Genomic DNA, 18,363 nt, shown 5'->3' on the forward strand with positions numbered 1-18,363 from the left:
GCCCGGGCCCGCGAGGGCCTGGGCATGATGATCATTCGATCGCGATCATTCCGAGGGCGGCACGAAACCTTGGGCTTCGACGTTGCCGTCTTCGAACAAAAAGCGTTCCATTTGTTGTTGCAGGTATTTGCGGGCGCGGGCGTCGGCCAGGTTCAAGCGGTTTTCATTGACCAGACGCGTCTGGACCTGTTTCCACTCTTCCCAGGCTTCTTTGGAAATGCTTTGCCAGATGCGCGTGCCCATTTCACCAGGGTACGGCGGAAAATCGAGCCCTTCGGCTTCGCGTTTCAGTTTTACACAGTTGACGATACGGGACATGGTTTGCTGCCGGTTTGAATGAGATCTGCCATTTTACCGGGCTTGGCATGGGCGTGGGAGCCAGGAGCAGACTGATAGCGCCAGCAGGCCCGCTGTCCAGGCCTGCTCGATACGAGCCGCCAGTCCAGCAGGCCTGGTTCAGGGCCGATGCGGCCGCTCAGGTGATCACAATTTCTTGATGAAAATCAGGCTGTTACGCGAGCGGTTGTAATTGTTCTGCTTGTCACGGGGCAAATCCGCGATGCCGCCTTGGACAAAGCCCCGCTTGATAAACCAATGCGAGGTGCGCGTGGTGAGCACGAACAGCCGCCGCGCGCCCATTGCGCGGGCGCGCGACTCCATGTGTCGCAGCAGGATCTCGCCTTCGCCCGTGCCTTGCCATTCCGGATGCACAATGAGACAGGCCATCTCGGCCATGTGCTCCTCGGGGTAGGGGTGCAGTGCTGCGCAACCGTAGATGACGCCGTCGTGCTCCAGCACGGTGAAGTGTTCCACCTCGCGCTCGATGACGCTGCGCGGACGTGGCACCAGCGTACCGTCGGCCTCCAGCGGCTCGATCAGGCTCAGAATCGCGCCTACATCGTCCAGCGTGGCGGGACGCAGATCATCCAGCGTGTCCTCAACCACCATCGTGCCGACACCATCGTGGGTAAAGATTTCCAGTAGGACGCTGCCGTCCAAGGCGTAGGGGACGAGGTGAGCACGGGCCACGCCGCGTTTGACCGACAACGAAGCGTGCCGCAGGTAAAACGCAGTGTCTTCGTCCAGATCGCCTTGCTGCAGCAAGGCGTCGGCGTCTACGCGCGCGAGCTCAGTGTCCACCGATCCATCGGGGGACAACACGCCCGGTGAACTGGACAAGAAAATCAATTTTTCGGCACGCAGGGCCACTGCGACGCTGGTGGCGAGGTCCTCCATGGCCAGATTGAAGGCATCGCCCGTGGGTGAAAATCCCAAAGGCGACAGCAGGACAATCGAGCCCCGCTCAATGGCGAATTTCAGCGCATCGACATCAATCTTGCGAACCTGTCCGGTGTGCTGGTAGTCCACGCCGTCAACCACGCCCGTGGGGCGGGCCGTGACAAAATTGCCCGAAATCACCCGAATATGCGAATGCGACATGGGCGTGTTGGGCAAACCCTGACTGAACGCGGCTTCGATATCCAGGCGGATTTCGCCTGCGGCTTCTTTGGCGCATTCGAGCGCAGCAGGGTCGGTGGGCGCCAGGCCGCGATCGAACTGCTGGGTGAATCCCTTCAGGCGCAGTTGTTCGTTCACCTGGGGACGCGATCCGTGTACCAGGATCATGCGTACTCCCAGCGCCGACAATAGCGACAAGTCTTGTACCAGCGCATTGAGCGCTCCCGCCTGGACCAGCTCGCCGCCAAAGGCGATCACAAAGGTCTTGCCTCGGAATGCATGTACATATGGCGCCACGTCCCGGAACCATCGGACAAACTGGGCAGCGGCGAATTCGGGGGCTTCTTGGGCAGAGACGGTGTCGGGTTCCTGATCGGGCATGATGGGCGGATGAGCTTCCTGATGACGTAGGCACGCTCACAGGCGTGGCCGGTGCCGCGTGGGGCGGCGCTGCACGAAATTATATGACTGTGACAGGGGCTAACCCTAAATCAATCGAATCAAAACGGGTATCTATGCAACAGTCTGCACCAGCTCGGTCTCACGGACCGCCCATTGAGCGCGGCTTCGTTCCATTGCGGCGGGACAAAGGGCACTCTCAGTGCCGGCATGACAAGTTTTTATAATGGCGGCTTAAAGGATAAATCGCACATGTCAGAAGTTTCCCCTCCGCCCGCGCGCGGCAAGACGCCAGGCAAGCGTGAGCAAGGTCCACGCGATGAGCATGCGTCAGGCAAGCGCGAGCAAGGCCAGCGACGCGACGCGCCCTCGTCGGGCAAGCCTGAGCAAGCCCCGGTACGCGACGCGCCGCCGTCGGGCAAGCGTCAGCCAGGCCGGCGCGATGCGTTGCGTCCGTCTGCGGCGGACAAGGCGCCGCCGCCTGAGCGGCCCATTCCCGTTATTACGTATCCCGAGGACTTGCCGGTCAGCGCTCGGCGAGAGGAGATCGCGCGTGCCATTGCCAGCCATCAGGTGGTGATCGTCAGCGGCGAAACCGGGTCGGGCAAGACAACGCAGTTACCCAAGATCTGCCTGGAACTGGGCCGAGGCCGCCAGCGCATGATCGGCCATACTCAGCCGCGCCGGCTGGCCGCCACGTCGGTAGCCAAACGCATCGCCGAGGAATTGAACACGCCTCTCGGTGAAATCGTTGGTTACCAGGTGCGCTTTAATGATCGCACCGGCCCGAATGCTTCGGTGAAGCTGATGACGGACGGCATCTTGCTGGCCGAGTCGCAGCGTGATCCGTTGCTGCGCCGTTATGACACACTGATCATCGACGAGGCGCACGAACGCAGCCTGAATATCGATTTCCTGCTGGGCTATCTGAAACAGTTGCTGCCGCGGCGCCCCGACCTGAAGGTCATCATTACCTCGGCGACTATTGATGCCGAGCGGTTCGCGCGCCATTTTGCGTCGATCGAGGGGGCGGCGGGTTCGCCAGAAGTCGCATCAGCAGCTTCGGCAGACGAGAGAAACGGCAGTGAAGATCCGGGCCAGGATCATACCGGGTTACGTTTGGCGCCTGTCATCGAGGTATCGGGACGTCTGTATCCCGTCGAGGTACGCTATCGTCCGGTGCGTGACGAGGCGGACGAAGACGAAGCCTCAGGCAGCAATAAGTCGAATCGCGAGCGGTTGGCGGGTGACGAAGAGCGCGATCTGATCGACGCCATCGTGGATGCTGTCGATGAATGCGCGCGTCATGGCCCTGGCGATGTCTTGGTGTTCTTGCCAGGTGAACGCGAAATCCGTGAATCGGCCGAGGCCTTGCGCAAACACCATCCGGCGGGCACCGAGGTGCTGCCTTTATACGCACGTCTGTCGCAGGCCGAGCAGGAGCAGATTTTCCATCCGCGTACCAATGCGCGCCGCATTGTGTTGGCGACCAACGTGGCAGAAACCTCGTTGACGGTGCCGGGCATTCGCTTTGTGATCGATAGCGGTCTGGCGCGTATCAAACGCTATTCGTGGCGCAACAAGGTCGAGCAACTGCGTATCGAGCCGATCAGCCGCGCCTCGGCCAATCAACGTGCCGGGCGTTGCGGACGTATCGGGCCGGGCGTGTGTATTCGTCTCTATGACGAGCTGGATTTCAACGGCCGTGCGGCGTTCACGGATCCTGAGGTGTTGCGTTCCTCGTTGGCCTCCGTGATCCTGCGGATGAAGTCGCTCAAGCTCGACGACATCGAACAGTTTCCTTTTGTCGAGGCGCCACCGGGGCGTGCCATCGCCGACGGCTATCATCTGCTGCAGGAGTTGGGCGCGATCGAATTGGTATCGGCCTCGGATGATGACGAGGCGAACGAGGCCTCGCGCACGGGCTCGTCATATGTGCTGACCCGCACGGGTCACGAGTTGGCGAAGCTTCCTGTCGATCCTCGCATTGGCCGCATGATTCTGGCGGCACGCGAGCAACAATGCTTGGCGGAGATGCTTATCATCGCGTCGGCGCTGTCTGTGCAGGATCCGCGTGATCGTCCCATGGCCGAACGTGAGGCGGCAGAGGCTGCGCACGCCAAGTTCGCCGACGACAAATCCGAGTTCATGTCGTTTCTGAAGCTCTGGCGTTGGTATGGCGAACAAGTGCAGCATAAGGCGTCGCAGCGCAAACTTGTGGCGTTGTTGCGTCAGAATTTCCTGTCCCCCATCCGATTGCGTGAATGGCACGACGTACACACCCAGTTGTCGGCCCTGGTGGGCGAGCAGGGGTGGCGAGTCAATCAGACCGAGGCGACATACGAGCAGCTGCACCTCGCGCTGTTGTCCGGGTTGCTGGGCAATATTGGTTTCAAGAGCGACGAGGGCGGCTATTACCGTGGTGCGCGCGATATCCGCTTTCATATACACCCGGGCTCGCGTCAGGCGAAAAAAGGCGGCCGTTGGATCGTGGCCGCCGAGCTGGTCGAGACCACGCGGTTGTATGCCCGTTGTGTGGCACGTATCGAGCCTGTGTGGCTCGAGCGCGTGGCCTCGCATCTGCTGCGTCGCAATTGGTCCGATCCTCGTTGGGAAAAGAAAGCCGGGCAGGTGGTCGCCAATGAGCGCGCGACGTTGTATGGCCTGATCGTTTACGCTGGGCGGCGCGTTCAGTATGGCCGCGTCAATCCGCAGCATGCGCGCGAGTTGTTCATTCGTCAGGCCTTGGTGCCGGGCGAGATTGACACGCGCCTGCCATTCGTTGCGCACAATCGCAAACTGATTGCTGGCATTGAAAAGCTCGAACACCAGGCGCGTCGTCCCGATATTCTGGTCGACGATGAGTTGATCTATGCGTTCTACGATCGTCAGTTGCCCGAGGGGATTTCACAGACGGCGAGCCTGGAAAAATGGGTGCACGGCCTGGATAAAACGGCCGCTGCCGCACTGATGCTCACGCGTGACGAGCTCATGAGGCATGAGGCTGCGGGCGTGACCACGGATGTGTTTCCGAAACAGGTGGAGTGGCAGGGCGTAGTCATGCCGCTGGACTACCATTTCGAGCCGGGCTCGCCGCGTGATGGCGTGACTTTGTCTGTGCCCTTGTTTGCGCTGAACCAGATAGACCCTGCTCGTTGCGAATGGCTAGTGCCGGGCATGCTGAAAGAAAAGGCGCATCTGTTGCTGAAGTCGCTGCCGCAAAAGCTCAGGCGTCATTGTGTGCCGCTGCCTGATTACGCGGCCGGGTTCTATGATCGCTGGTACGACCGCATGGCGGATCCGCAACGCGGGCTGGTGGATGCCTTGATCGCCGACATGTGGGATCAGGTCCAGGTTCGTCCGGCTACCGGCGATTTCAAGCTGGAGACCTTGCCTGCCCATTTGTTCATGAATTTCAAAGTGGTCGACGAGCACGGACGCATGCTCGCGGCGGGCCGCAATCTGGCGCAGTTGAAGGCCGAGTTCGGCAAACAGGCGCAAGCGACGTTTCAGCAGTTGGCAGTGCGCGATGCGGGTGTTGCTCAGGCCTTGGCGCATGAGAATCTGACCTCGTGGTCTTTTGGTGCGTTGCCGGAGATCATGGAGATCAAGCGCAAGGGGCAATCGGTCATTGGCTATCCGGCGCTGGTGGATCGTGGCACGCATTGCGATCTGGATGTGTTTGACGATCCCGATGAGGCCAAGCGCCATCATCGTGCGGGGTTGTTGCGGTTGTTCCGGATCGGCTTGCGTGAGCAGGTGAAGTTTCTGGAAAAGAATTTGCCTGATCTCACCAAGATGAGCATGCTGTATATGAACTTGGGCACGCAGGAGGATTTGCGTGACCAGATCATTGACTGTGCGTTGGCGCAGGCTTGCTTGACGGATCCGTGGCCTGCTGATGAACAGGCGTTTGAGGCGCGGCGGCAAGATGGCAAGGGGCGGTTGGGGCTGTTGGCTCAGGAGGTCGCTCGGCTGTCGCATGCGATTCTGACCGAGTATGCAGCGCTGCAACGCAAGCTGCCTCAGGCTAAACCGCATGCGGCGGCTTATGCGGATCTGCAGCAGCAGATCGGGGCGCTGGTGCCGAAGTGGTTCATTCGCGATACGCCGTATGCGCATCTGACGCATTTTGCGCGCTATCTGAAGGCTGCTGTGGCGCGTATCGATAAGCTGCGGGCTGATCCGGCTCGGGATGCGCGGTTGATGTCTGATATGGCGCCTTTGCTTACGCAATATCAGCGTGCGAGGGCGGCGTTGAAGGGGGCTTCGGATCCGGGGTTGGATGAGTTTCGGTGGTTGTTGGAGGAACTGCGGGTGGCGTTGTTTGCGCAGGAGCTGCGGACGCCTGTGCCGGTTTCGGTGAAGAGGTTGATGAAGGCTTGGGAGTCGTTGCGACGGTAGGGTGGGGTTCTTGAACCGCCGGGGTCTGCCGTGTAAAGGGCATGCCGACCCATTCGGCCGGTCTGGACGCCTGCGCGTCCAGACTTCCCTTCGCCTGGTGCGTCAGGCGGGGCGGCTGGGCAAACTCGCTCCGCTGCGCTGCGCTCAGACATGCCCAGCCGACTTCCCCCCGCCTGACACACCAGGCTCGGCGGCCTCAACGGGTCGGCATGCCCTTTACACGGCAGACCCCGGCTCGCGGTGTTTAGAATTCCACGCTGCTCCTGCAGGGGCGGTCGTTGCATGTTGGCGGCGCTGGAGTGTTCACCCGCAGTGGGTGAGCTACTACGTGCTCAGTCTTTCAACGTAGTCAGATCGACGATCTCTTCTTTGCCGTAAAACTTCACGCCGATATGAATCCGATCACGCCCCTGCGAGCGGCGATGCCGGTTTGTATCGCGCAGTGAATATACGCATCCGCAGTATTCCTGCTGATAGAAGTTTTCTCGCTTGGAAATCTCGATCATGCGCTGAGATCCGCCGCCCTTGCGCCAGTTGTATGTCCAGTAGACCAGATCGTCATAGCGGCCCGCTGCACGCTCGCCGCAGCCGTTGATCTGGTTCATGTCCTTCCAGCGCGAAATCCCCAGTGAGCTGGTGATCGTATCGAAGCCGTGTTCGTGCGCATACAGCGCCGTGCGCTCGAAACGCATGTCGAAACAGACCGTGCAACGCTCGCCGCGCTCGGGTGAGTTTTCCAGTCCTTTGACCCGATCAAACCAGTTATCCATGTCGTAGTCGGCGTCGATGAATTCGATGCCGTGTTTCTCGGCAAAGCGGATGTTTTCCTGTTTGCGGATCTCGTACTCTTTGACGGGATGGATGTTGGGGTTGTAGAAGAAAATCGAATAATCGATGCCCGATGCCTGCATGGCTTCCATGACTTCGCCAGAACAGGGCGCGCAGCACGAGTGCATCAGTACCTTGCGGCGACCGGTGGGCAGTTCGAGTTTGGGACGCACGAATTCAGACATGGCAGGCAGGGGTGTGGCGGTAAAAACCCTTATTTTACGATGATTTGCGAGAGCCCCATAGGGCTGCTCGCGTGGCGCACCTGTCCCCAGGACACGCCGCGCGGCTAGCGCGCGGTCTGCTCCAGGACGAAATAGGGCCGCTTCGTCTGGGAGAGCCTCGACACTAGACGCGGCCCGGCAGCTGCTGGGCCGCGTTGCCGCCGTTATCCCAATACCGTGTTCCACAGTGCCGTGACGGCCGCGCGCTCGTCGATCAATCGATCCTGAGGCACACGGGCTTTTTCGACACCTTGCAGGCGTAGTTGGTGTTGGGTGCGTCGCAAGGTGCGGTAAGCGTCGCCTGCGAGCTGGGCCAGGTCAGCGGGGATCAATCCCGCCTCTGCCGCCAGGCGCAACAGCGCAATATTGCCCAGGTTGTTGACCAGCACCCGATGGGTGGCAGCGTGGCACAGCACGAGATACTGGGTGACGAATTCGACGTCGACCATGCCGCCGCGATCGTGTTTCAAATCGAAATCGCCGCTCTGGTTGGGATGCCCGGCGCTGATCTTGTCGCGCATGGCCAGGACTTCGTCGCGCAAGGCGGCGGTGTCGCGAGGTTGGACGAGGACGTCGGCGCGAATGCGCTCGAAGTGTGCGCCGATACTGGTGTCGCCAGCGGCATAGCGGGCGCGGGTCAGTGCCTGATGTTCCCAGGCCCATGCGTGTTTCAACTGGTATTGTTCAAAGGCTTCGACGGACACGGCCAAGAGGCCGGCATCGCCATCGGGCCGCAAGCGCAGGTCGGTTTCGTACAGGCGGCCCGACGAGGTCATGGTCGATAGCCACGAGGTCATGCGGCGGCCCAATTTGGCGTAGGTCTCGGCTGCGTCATCGCGCGGATCGTCAAAGAGAAACACCAAGTCCAGGTCGGAGGCGTATCCCAGCTCTTTGCCGCCGAGTTTGCCGTAGGCAATGATGGCGAACTTTGGCGCCGCGCCGGGCTTTTTGTTCACCAGTGGCCAAACGCGGTGAATGGTTTCGGCCAGCAGCATGTCGGCCAATGCGGATAGCTGGTCGCCGAGTGCCTCGACAGTGAGTTCGCCTTCGAGATCCTGGGCCAGCAGTTGGAAACTCGCCTGGCGTTGGACGTCGCGCATCAGGTTCATCTGCCGTTCGATATCCGGCTCGCCGTCGGGCAATTTGCAGGCATCGAGATCAGCGGAGAGCTGGCGTGCGATCTGCGCGAAATCCAGCGGCTGAAATAGGGTGCGCCAATCGATGAGGCTGTCCAGCAGCAGCGGATGCTGCGTCAGGTATTGAGCTGCCCACGGGCTGGCGGCGACCATGCGGGCCACGCGCGCCAGCGTGTCCGGGAATTCGGCCAGCAAGGCGAGATAGGCGCTGCGCTGCGCGATGGTTTCGATCAGGTCGAGCAGGCGTGCGGCCGCTTGCTGCGGGGCCGATGTCTGCTGGGCGGCTTCGATGGCGGCGGGCAGCAATGTTTCCAGGCGGCGCCGGCTGCTTTCCGGCAGGGTGCGTACGCGCAGGCTGTTCAACAACGATTCGGCACGGCGCAGCAGGTCGTCTGCCTGGTCGCCAAAGGCTTGTTTGATTTGTTCCGCCAAACGGCTTTCCGCGTCATGTTCCTCGTCGGCGGATGATTTGGCGTCCAGGGAATGGCCCGTTCTCGTTGCGGCGGCGGGATGATCATCGCCGTCACCCATGCCGGCCAGCCGGAAAGCGTTGCGAAACGTCTGTTCTACAAAAGTCCGGTGTTCCGTCAAGGCACGTTCGAATTCATCCGCACCCAGTCCCAGTGCACTTGCCAGACGTGCGCGCTGTTCGGCATCACCAGGCAAGAGGTGGGTCTGCTCGTCTTCGCGATATTGCAGTGTGTGTTCGACGCGGCGCAAAAAACGGTAGGCGTTTTCCAAGCGTTGGGCATCGTCGGTGCTGATGAGACCGGCATCGCGTTCCGCGTGCAGTGCCTGCAATAGACCGCGTCGCTGCAGGGCGGGCATGCGGCCGCCGCGGATGAGCTGGAATAACTGCACGACGAATTCTATTTCCCGAATGCCGCCATCGCCGAGTTTGATGTTGTTGGCACTGTCGATGCCGTTGCGCGCAAGGGCACGCCGCTGCCAGTCCTGGCGGATGCGTTCGCGCAAGGCACGTAACGAGGCCAGGGCATCGAAGTCAAAGTATTTGCGATAGACAAACGGTACGCGCAGGCTTTCGAGCTGGCGGGCTTGGGCGGTGGAGTCGCTGTCGGGAAAGGCCTGCGCCGGAATCAAACGCGCCTTGAGCCAGGCATAGCGCTCCCATTCGCGGCCTTGAGCGACTAGGTAGTGTTCCAGCGCGTCCAGGCTCCACGCGGGTGGACCGGAGTCGCCGTCGGGGCGCAGGCGCAGGTCGGTGCGAAACACCTGGCCGTGGGCATCGGCCTCTGACAGCACCGGCATCATGCGGCGTGTGAGACGCCCGTAGAACTCGTGATGGCTGATGCGGCGCGGGCCGTCGGTTTCTCCTTCTTCGCCATACAGCATGATCAGATCGATGTCTGATGACACATTCAACTCGCCGCCACCGAGCTTGCCCATGCCGAGGATCAGCATTTCTTGAGGTGCGCCGGTGGCGGGGTCGCGGGGGATGCCGTGGGTCTCGGCCATTTCTGCTGCGACGCTGCGATATGTGATGGCCACCGCCAGATCCGCGAGGGCCGTCATGGCGCCTACGACTTCTTCCAATGTCGCCTGGCCCGCCAGGTCGCGCACCATCAACGTCGTGAATACGCGTTCGCGCAGTTTGCGCAGGACCTCACGGCATTGAGGGACCGACAGGACGGCTGACGCCTCGGCGCCTGCCAACTCGGCTTGCCAGGCGGCCAAGACATTCGGCGTGACGGGGTGACGGCTGGCGACTTCCAGCCAGGCAGCCAGATCGGGATGGGTATCGACACGGCGGCGCAGATAACCAGACCAGGCCAGGGCGGGGGCGAGCAGAGAGGCAGACATGGGAGGAAGTGCAGACGGATAGACGCGTTTCAGGTATAAGGGGACGATACCCCAAGAAGTTCTTTCTGCCCACTGCTCTGTGTCGTTAATCGCCAAAGTCTTCCGTTGTCTATTCTGGACCGGGTTCGCCATATATATTGCCGCGGCCGCTACGCTGCTCGGCTTGCGATATTGGGTCCTGCCCAATATCGATCAGTGGCGTCCCCGCATTGAGGCCTATGCCAGCGAGGCGCTGGGCGCTCGCGTGCAGATTGGCGAGCTAAAAGCGAATTGGCGCGGTTTGAATCCCAGTCTGCGATTGACCTCGTTGGTGGTGTACGGTTCGGACAACGAGCCTGTGTTGACCTTGCCGACGGTCTCGGCGGTGTTGGGCTGGCGCAGCGTACTGGTGTTGTCGCCGCGTTTACTCAGTCTGCGGGTGGACGGCCCGGAACTATGGGTCCGCCGCGATGCGACAGATCATCTGTGGGTGGCGGGCCAATCGATTGATCTCAATACCGATGCAGATAATGTGCATGGCCGCTCGCCGTTGGTGCGCTGGTTGGGTAATCAACGTGATCTGGCCTTGGTCGACGCGACGGTGCACTGGCAGGATGAGTTGCGGCAGGCTCCCGATGTGGTGTTGCGTAACGTCAGTCTGCGGTTATTCAATGGGCTGCTGGCTCACCGCTTTGCCTTGTCGGCAGAGCCGCCTGCCACGCTGGCGAGCGGGGTGCTGGTGCGGGGCAATTTTTCTCGCAATCCTTTGCAGGCGGGGGCACCCCGTTGGACAGGCGAGCTCTATGCGGAAATCAAAGACGCGGAACCCCGGGCTTGGGCTCCCTGGCTTTCTGTCCCGGCCGTATCGGGCCGAGGGGCGGCGCGTGCCTGGTTGACCTTGGATGAGGGCAAGGTCACTGATCTGACGGCGGATGCGGCGTTGCGCGGGGTGAGCTGGCATGCGGCGGATGAGGGCACTGTGGCGTCCACGTCATCGCAGACGGGCGATGCGACAGAGGAGGCATCCGCATCCCACACGAGACCGCATACTGCCGCATCATCTCAGGCGCTGGCGTTTCGTCTGGAATCCGGCATACTTCATCTGCAAGGGCCGCCCGGCAGCGTCACACAGTGGGACGGTGTGCCATTGGCGCCCGCGGCCGAGGACGCGGGCATGACAGTCCGTGCCGAGTTGGCCGGTGTGCAGGCCAATCTGCCCGAAACATTCGATCCCGCCTTGCTGCAGGTCGATACACTGCGTCTGGATGCAACCGTGCGTCGTCTGTCGCAGCAGCCATTGGTGGTTGACGTCAGGCAGCTCGATCTGGCGAATGATGATTTGGATGCCCGTCTGAATGGACGCTGGACCTCGCAGGGCAAGACCGTCGCAGGCACCGCGGATTTCCAGGGTAATCTGGCTCGCGGCAGTATGTCGGCAATTCACAAGTACCTGCCTCTGACGGTGAACGCCGATGCGCGCGAGTGGCTGGCGCGTGGCTTGCCTGCGGGACATATCCGCGATGCCTCGGTCACGGTAAAAGGCGACCTTGACGAATTTCCCTTTGAAGATAAAGAGGACCACGGCCAGTTTCGTATTGCGGGCGCCTACAGCGGGGCGATCGTCGACTATGCGCCGCCCCAAGGCCGAAACAAAGGCTGGCCGCGCCTGGAAAACGTTTCGGGCAATTTTGCCGTGGACAAAGTCAGTCTGTCGCTGGACACGCCCGGCGGAGCGATTGCGCATATCGGCGATGACCATACGCTGACGATCGGGGCGGTCAGGGCCACGATCCCCGACATGGAGCACGCATCGACGCTGCATCTCGACGGTGAGATCTCTGGCGCCGTGCCAGCCTATTTGGCGTTAGCAAACCATTATCAATTGGGGCAGTTGTTGGACGGCATACTCGACACGGCCGAGGGCACCGGTGCGTGGCGTGTGCCGTTGAAGCTCGAGGTGCCGCTGCTGAATGCTGAGGACTCCAAGGTCGACGGACGGATCGTGTTTGCGGGCAATGACTTCCGCTTTGTGCCCCAGATGCCGATGTTGCGGGACTTGCAGGGCGAATTGATGTTTTCCGAGCGTGGGCTGCGGGTCGATGTGCTGCGCACCGAGTTTCTGGGTGGGCAGGCACGTATCAGCGGCAAGCTCGAGCAACGCCAGGATGCGTTGCGTGTCGAGGGAACCTTGCCTGCCTCCGGGCTGGCGCAATGGGTGCGCAATCCTCTCATGGATCGCTTGTCTGGCCAGACTTCGTATCGCGCGCATGTGGGGTATGGGCCGGGCGGGATATTGGACCTTAGCCTGGATTCGGATCTGACCGGGATGGCCATCGACTTGCCCGCGCCGGTGGGCAAACCCAAGACGACCGCGGTGCCGCTGAAGGCCAGTTGGGGGGCGTCGAGCGCGGCCGATAGCGGCAAGCGGGACCAACTATCGGTGAGTCTCGGCGGCAATGTTGCCTTGCTACTGGAGCATGATCGCGCTGCGCGTGGCAGTTACTTTACGCGCGGCGCATTGGGCGTGAGCCGCCCGGCAGTGCTGCCTGCAACTGCCGGGATGCTGGTCGATGTGCAGATGCCGGAATTGGATTTGGATGCCTGGCAACAGGTGGCCGACGAGGCCGAGGCCCCAAAAAAGGCGGACGCAGACAAAGCCGCTGCGCGTTCTGATGCGTTGCCCGTACTGAATCGGATCAATTTAGCAACCCAGCATCTGCGGGTGGGAGGTTGGTCAATAGACAATCTGACGCTTGCCGCGACGCGTCCGCAGCCCACGCAGTGGCAGGTATCGTTGAATTCCAAGCAGGCTGCCGGGTCACTATCCTGGCAGGAAGCCTCAGGCGCCATTGCAGGGCGTGTCACCGCGCGACTCAAGCACCTGGCCCTTGGCGGGGATTCAGATGTCGCTACCAGCATGCCCGTCAAAGAAGGGCCGACGCCCGACGAGGACTTGTCGGATATCCCGGCTATCGACCTGCAGGCGGATCAATTTTCGATATACGGCAGTAATGTCGGCAAGCTCGAGGTCTTGGGAACCAACCTGGAACGAGGCCAGTCATGGCGCCTGGACAAACTGCACATCGGTAATGAGTCGGCCACGTTGGATGCGACGGGAAATTGGAGCCTCAAGGGGGCGCAGCGCGGTCTGACCGTGGATGCCAAAGCCCAATTCAAGGACCTGGGCGCGTTCGTGGATCGCATCGGCTACAAAGATCACGTGGGCGGCGGCAGCGGTTCGATCGTGGGCAAAATGACGTGGCGCGATCTGCCTTGGACGCATGATCTGGCCAATCTGGAAGGCAATGTGCAGATCAGCCTGGACAAGGGGCGTTTCCTGAACGTGAATTCGCGCAGCGCCCGTTTGCTGGAGCTCCTGTCGCTGCAATCATTGCAGCGCCTGGCCAAGCTGGAGGCCAATCCGGCCGATGCGTGGCGGGATGGTTTTCCTTTTGACACGATCCGGGGTGATATGGCCTTGAGCCGCGGCATCGCGCACACCGAGGGTTACAAGCTCAACGGTCCGGTGGCGACGATTGTGCTGGCCGGCGATACCGACATCGTGGCTGAGCAGTGGAATATGAAAGCGGTCGTGATTCCCAATCTCGACGCCAGCGGTGCAGCCGTTGTGACGGCGTTGGCCGTGAATCCCCTGATCGGTCTCGGAGCGTTTGTGACGCAGTGGTTATTGAAACACCCACTGGCTCAGGCAATGACGATGGAGTACGCCGTGACGGGATCATGGGATGACCCCCAGGTCCATCCCATCGAGACGAAGCGTACACCCAACCATCCCTCGAGCCGCGACTATATCGAGCATTAAAAACACCCCTCCACGCCGCGCCTTTGGCTTGCTGCCCCCCGAGGGGGCTTTTTACCTTGGGGCGGCCCGGCGGTAAAAAAAGGCCCCCACGCTGCGCCTTCGGCTTGCAGCCCCCCGAGGGGGATTTTTTACCTTGGGGCGGCCCGGCGGTAAAAAAACAGGCGCCCTAGGGCGCCTGTTTCAGATCTGAGGCGGGGCCGCGCATCAACGTACGGACAGTCCCGGCGCCTCGGATTTATTTCTTCATCATGTCGAAGAACTCGGCGTTGGTCTTGGTAGCGCGCATCTTGTCCAGGATGAATTCCATCGACTGGATTTCGTCCATGTCGTGGATGAACTTGCGCAACACCCAGACTTTTTGCAGCAGATCGGGCTTGATCAGCAGTTCTTCGCGGCGGGTGCCGGACTTGTTCAGGTTGATCGCGGGATAGACGCGCTTTTCGGCAAGACGGCGCTCGAGGTGGACTTCGGAGTTACCCGTGCCCTTGAATTCCTCGTAGATGACTTCGTCCATACGGCTGCCGGTTTCGATCAGCGCCGTACCCAGGATGGTCAGCGAGCCGCCTTCTTCGAGGTTGCGCGCGGCGCCGAAGAAACGCTTCGGGCGTTGCAGGGCGTTGGCATCGACACCGCCTGTCAGTACCTTGCCCGAAGCGGGCACCACGGTGTTGTAGGCACGTGCCAGACGGGTAATGGAGTCCAGCAGGATCACCACGTCTTTTTTCATTTCGACTAGGCGCTTGGCCTTTTCGATGACCATTTCCGCGACCTGCACGTGACGGGTGGCAGGCTCGTCAAAAGTCGAGGCGACGACTTCGCCGCGCACCGTGCGCTGCATCTCGGTGACTTCCTCGGGCCGTTCGTCGACCAGCAGGACGATCATGATGGCTTCGGGGTAGTTCGTGGTGATGGCGTGCGCAATGTGCTGCATCATCACCGTTTTACCGGATTTGGGGCTGGCTACGATCAGACCGCGTTGGCCTTTGCCGATGGGGGCAAAGATGTCCATGATCCGGCCGGTGAGGTTTTCTTCGCTCTTGATGTCGCGTTCCAGGCGCAGCGGCTGATTCGGGTGCAGCGGCGTCAGGTTTTCGAACATGATGCGATGCTTGATCGCTTCGGGGGCCGAGCCGTTGACCTTGTCGACTTTGACCAGGGCAAAGTAACGCTCGCCGTCTTTGGGCGTACGAACCTCGCCCTCGATGGAGTCGCCGGTATGCAGGTTGAAACGGCGGATCTGCGACGGCGAAATGTAGATGTCGTCGGTGCTGGCCAGATACGAGGTCTCGGGAGAACGCAGAAAGCCGAACCCGTCGGGCAGGACTTCCAGTACGCCGTCGCCGAAGATCTGCTCGCCTTGTTTGGCCCGTCGCTTCATGATGGCGAACATCAGCTCTTGCTTGCGCAAGCGGTTGGCGTTTTCGATTTCCAGGCCGGCGGCCATTTCCAGCAACTGCGAAACGTGCAGCGCCTTCAGTTCATTGAGGTGCATCGCGGTGAAAGGGGGATAGTAGAGAAGGGTCTTGGCGGCAGGCCACGGACGGGCCCGCGCGGTAATCTCAGACGGAGCGCCGACCAGGTCGGCGCATGTGTTTACAACACGTAGTGTATTACAACGCGCCGTCCAGGAAAGCAGTTAATTGCGATTTCGACAGGGCGCCGACCTTGGTGGCGGCGGCTTGGCCGTCCTTGAACAGCATCAGCGTGGGGATGCCACGAATGCCGTATTTGGCGGCGGTCTCCTGGTTTTCGTCGACGTTCAGCTTGGCGACCGTCAGGCGGCCGGCGTACTCGGTGGCGACTTCCTCCAGGAGGGGGGCGATCATCTTGCAGGGGCCACACCAGGCCGCCCAGTAATCGACCAGCACCGGCTGACCGGATTTGATCACATCGGCATCGAAGCTTGCATCGCTGACGTTCTTGATTTGCTCGCTCATGGTGATTCTCGGTTCCGCGGCATGATGGGCGTCAGACGCCCCTGCCATTTTTGTTCTACTAAAAGGTAGGTGAGGCATTAAGCATACCACTGTTGAAAACAACAGGGTTTGCCAGTTTTGTGTAGCATGTTGCGTCGTGGTCGACGGAATCCAGAAACTGGCAGAACGCCATTCTGTCATTCTTTGACCTGCAAACTACTTATCCTACCGAATTCGGACTGGTCAGGACGTGCGCATCCTACCTAAGGCCGCGCAAAACCTAGACTTATCCGTAAAATGTCGGTTTTTTTCCACAGATCTTGGGGATAACTTGGCTACACCACGTTACACCGAAGCCTCCATCCGAGTCCTGAAGGGGCTGGAGCCGGTGCGTCAGCGTCCGGGCATGTACACCCGCACCGAAAATCCCCTGCACGTCGTGCAGGAGGTCATCGACAATGCCGCTGATGAGGCGCTCGCCGGCTACGGCAAGCAGATCCAGGTCACCCTGCATACCGACGGCAGTGTGTCGGTCGAGGACGATGGCCGCGGTATTCCCGTCGGCCTGCACCCCGAAGAAAACGCGCCCGTCGTCGAATTGGTCTTTACGCGGCTGCACGCCGGGGGCAAGTTCGACAAGCAGGGCGGGGGCGCCTATGCCTTTTCTGGCGGCCTGCACGGCGTCGGGGTATCCGTCACCAACGCGCTGGCGACACGGCTCGAGGTGGTCGTCTGGCGCGATGGCGCGACCAACCGCCTGGTGTTCCAGGGCGGTGATGTGACCGAGCCGCTGGCGCCGTATCCCGAGGCAGGGCGAAAGAAGTCCGGTACCCGGGTGCGCGTCTGGCCCGATGGCAAATATTTCGACAGCCCGCAGATCCCGCTGGGCGAACTGAATCATCTGCTGCGCAGCAAGGCCGTGCTGTTGCCGGGCGTGAAAGTCACGCTGATCAACGAAAAAACTGGCGACACCAAGGTCTGGCAATACACCGACGGCCTGCGCGGCTATTTGGCCGAGGCGCTGTCCGGTTCGGAGCTGATGGTGCCGTTTTTCGAGGGCCAGCAGTATGCCGGCGCCGATCACGAGAGCTTTGCCGACGGCGAGGGCGCGCAATGGGTCGTCGCCTGGACTGAGGACGGCAACGCGGTGCGTGAGTCCTACGTCAACCTGATTCCGACACCGGCTGGCGGTACGCACGAATCTGGTTTGCGCGAAGGCCTGTTCTCGGCGGTAAAGGGGTTTGCCGAGCTGCACAGCCTGCTGCCCAAGGGCGTCAAGCTGTTGCCCGAGGACGTGTTTTCGCGCGCCAGTTTCGTGCTGTCGGCCAAGGTTCTCGATCCGCAATTCCAGGGCCAGATCAAGGAACGCCTGAACAGCCGCGACGCGGTGCGCCTGGTGGGCGGCTTTGCAAAAAGCGCGCTCGATCTCTGGCTTCACAGCAACGTCGAATACGGCAAGAAATTGGCCGAACTGGCGATCCGTCAGGCCCAGGCGCGGGCGCGTTCGGCGCAGAAAGTTGAAAAGCGCAAGAGCTCCGGCGTTGCGGTGTTGCCGGGCAAACTCACTGATTGCGAGTCTTCTGATGCCACCCGTACCGAGGTGTTCCTGGTCGAGGGCGACTCGGCTGGCGGCTCGGCCAAAATGGGCCGCGACAAGGAATTCCAGGCCATCCTGCCGCTGCGCGGCAAGGTCCTGAACTCCTGGGAAGTCGACCGCGACCGTCTCTTTGCCAATAACGAGATCCACGATATATCCGTGGCGATCGGCGTGGACCCTCACGGCCCGAACGATTCGCCCGATTTGTCGGGATTGCGTTATGGACGCATCTGCATTTTGTCGGACGCAGATGTGGACGGCTCGCACATTCAGGTGCTGCTGCTGACCTTGTTCTACCGTCATTTCCCCAAGCTGGTCGAGCGCGGGCATGTATATGTGGCCAAGCCGCCGCTGTTCCGCCTGGACGTGCCGGCCCAAGGCAAGCGCCCCGCGCGCAAGATCTATTGTCTGGATCAGGGCGAGCTCGAGGCGGCGCAAGACAAACTCCTCAAAGAAGGCGTGCGCGAGGGCGCATGGAGCATCAGCCGATTCAAGGGGCTGGGAGAAATGAATCCGGAGCAACTGTGGGAAACCACGATGAACCCCGATACGCGGCGCTTGTTGCCTGTTGGTTATGGCGCGTTGACCCCCGAGGACACCACCAGCATGTTCGACATGCTGATGGGTAAAGGCGAGTCATCGCAGCGCCGTGCCTGGATCGAGGAAAAGGGCAATCTCGCTGAACTCGATATCTGATCCTGAATCCATCAGGCAGCCAGACCGACATGGATCAACACTGCCTTGGCCGACCCGGTAAAAATGCCTTCTGGGCTGTGCT

Annotated in this window: 9 protein-coding genes; 3 read left to right on the forward strand and 6 right to left on the reverse strand. The window is 61.1% G+C overall.

Annotated elements, in window-relative coordinates:
• Positions 1–45: 45 nt before the first annotated feature.
• Both CAL20_RS09000 and argA read right to left on the reverse strand, forming a co-directional pair.
• Positions 46–318: an oxidative damage protection protein gene (locus CAL20_RS09000; protein WP_094820473.1), complete on the reverse strand. Its 273-nt coding sequence runs from the start codon at positions 316–318 to the stop codon at positions 46–48.
• 165 nt (positions 319–483) lie between these two features.
• Entirely contained in the window at positions 484–1,839 is a 1,356-nt protein-coding gene (argA, locus tag CAL20_RS09005; RefSeq protein ID WP_094820474.1) for an amino-acid N-acetyltransferase, read from the reverse strand.
• Between the two features lie 270 nt (positions 1,840–2,109).
• Between argA and hrpA the strand changes: the two genes are divergently transcribed.
• On the forward strand, positions 2,110–6,261 hold the full coding sequence (gene hrpA, locus CAL20_RS09010) for an ATP-dependent RNA helicase HrpA (RefSeq protein ID WP_256981395.1): 4,152 nt from the start codon (positions 2,110–2,112) through the stop codon (positions 6,259–6,261).
• Positions 6,262–6,593: 332 nt separating this feature from the next.
• Here hrpA and CAL20_RS09015 read toward each other — a convergent pair whose 3' ends face one another.
• Complete coding sequence (locus CAL20_RS09015) at positions 6,594–7,274, reverse strand: epoxyqueuosine reductase QueH (protein ID WP_094820475.1); 681 nt, start codon at positions 7,272–7,274, stop codon at positions 6,594–6,596.
• Positions 7,275–7,477: 203 nt separating this feature from the next.
• Positions 7,478–10,270 (reverse strand): bifunctional [glutamate--ammonia ligase]-adenylyl-L-tyrosine phosphorylase/[glutamate--ammonia-ligase] adenylyltransferase, encoded by a 2,793-nt coding sequence (glnE, locus tag CAL20_RS09020; RefSeq protein ID WP_094837664.1) that lies wholly within the window; start codon positions 10,268–10,270, stop codon positions 7,478–7,480.
• 79 nt (positions 10,271–10,349) lie between these two features.
• Between glnE and CAL20_RS09025 the strand changes: the two genes are divergently transcribed.
• On the forward strand, positions 10,350–14,072 hold the full coding sequence (locus CAL20_RS09025; protein WP_179266637.1) for a YhdP family protein: 3,723 nt from the start codon (positions 10,350–10,352) through the stop codon (positions 14,070–14,072).
• Positions 14,073–14,307: 235 nt separating this feature from the next.
• Here CAL20_RS09025 and rho read toward each other — a convergent pair whose 3' ends face one another.
• Positions 14,308–15,564 carry a transcription termination factor Rho gene (rho, locus tag CAL20_RS09030; RefSeq protein WP_094820478.1) on the reverse strand — a complete coding sequence of 419 codons (1,257 nt, stop codon included), beginning with the start codon at positions 15,562–15,564 and terminating at the stop codon, positions 14,308–14,310.
• A gap of 118 nt (positions 15,565–15,682) precedes the next feature.
• The gene (gene trxA / locus CAL20_RS09035; RefSeq protein ID WP_094820479.1) at positions 15,683–16,009 is read right to left on the reverse strand and encodes a thioredoxin TrxA; all 327 of its coding nucleotides are present in this window, start codon (positions 16,007–16,009) and stop codon (positions 15,683–15,685) included.
• Between the two features lie 310 nt (positions 16,010–16,319).
• Between trxA and CAL20_RS09040 the strand changes: the two genes are divergently transcribed.
• Positions 16,320–18,281, forward strand: coding sequence for a DNA topoisomerase IV subunit B (locus tag CAL20_RS09040; RefSeq protein ID WP_094820480.1), 1,962 nt, complete (start codon positions 16,320–16,322; stop codon positions 18,279–18,281).
• Positions 18,282–18,363: the final 82 nt, after the last annotated feature.

The sequence above is a fragment of the Bordetella genomosp. 4 genome (genome assembly GCF_002261185.1).
Classification (GTDB): domain Bacteria; phylum Pseudomonadota; class Gammaproteobacteria; order Burkholderiales; family Burkholderiaceae_B; genus Bordetella_A.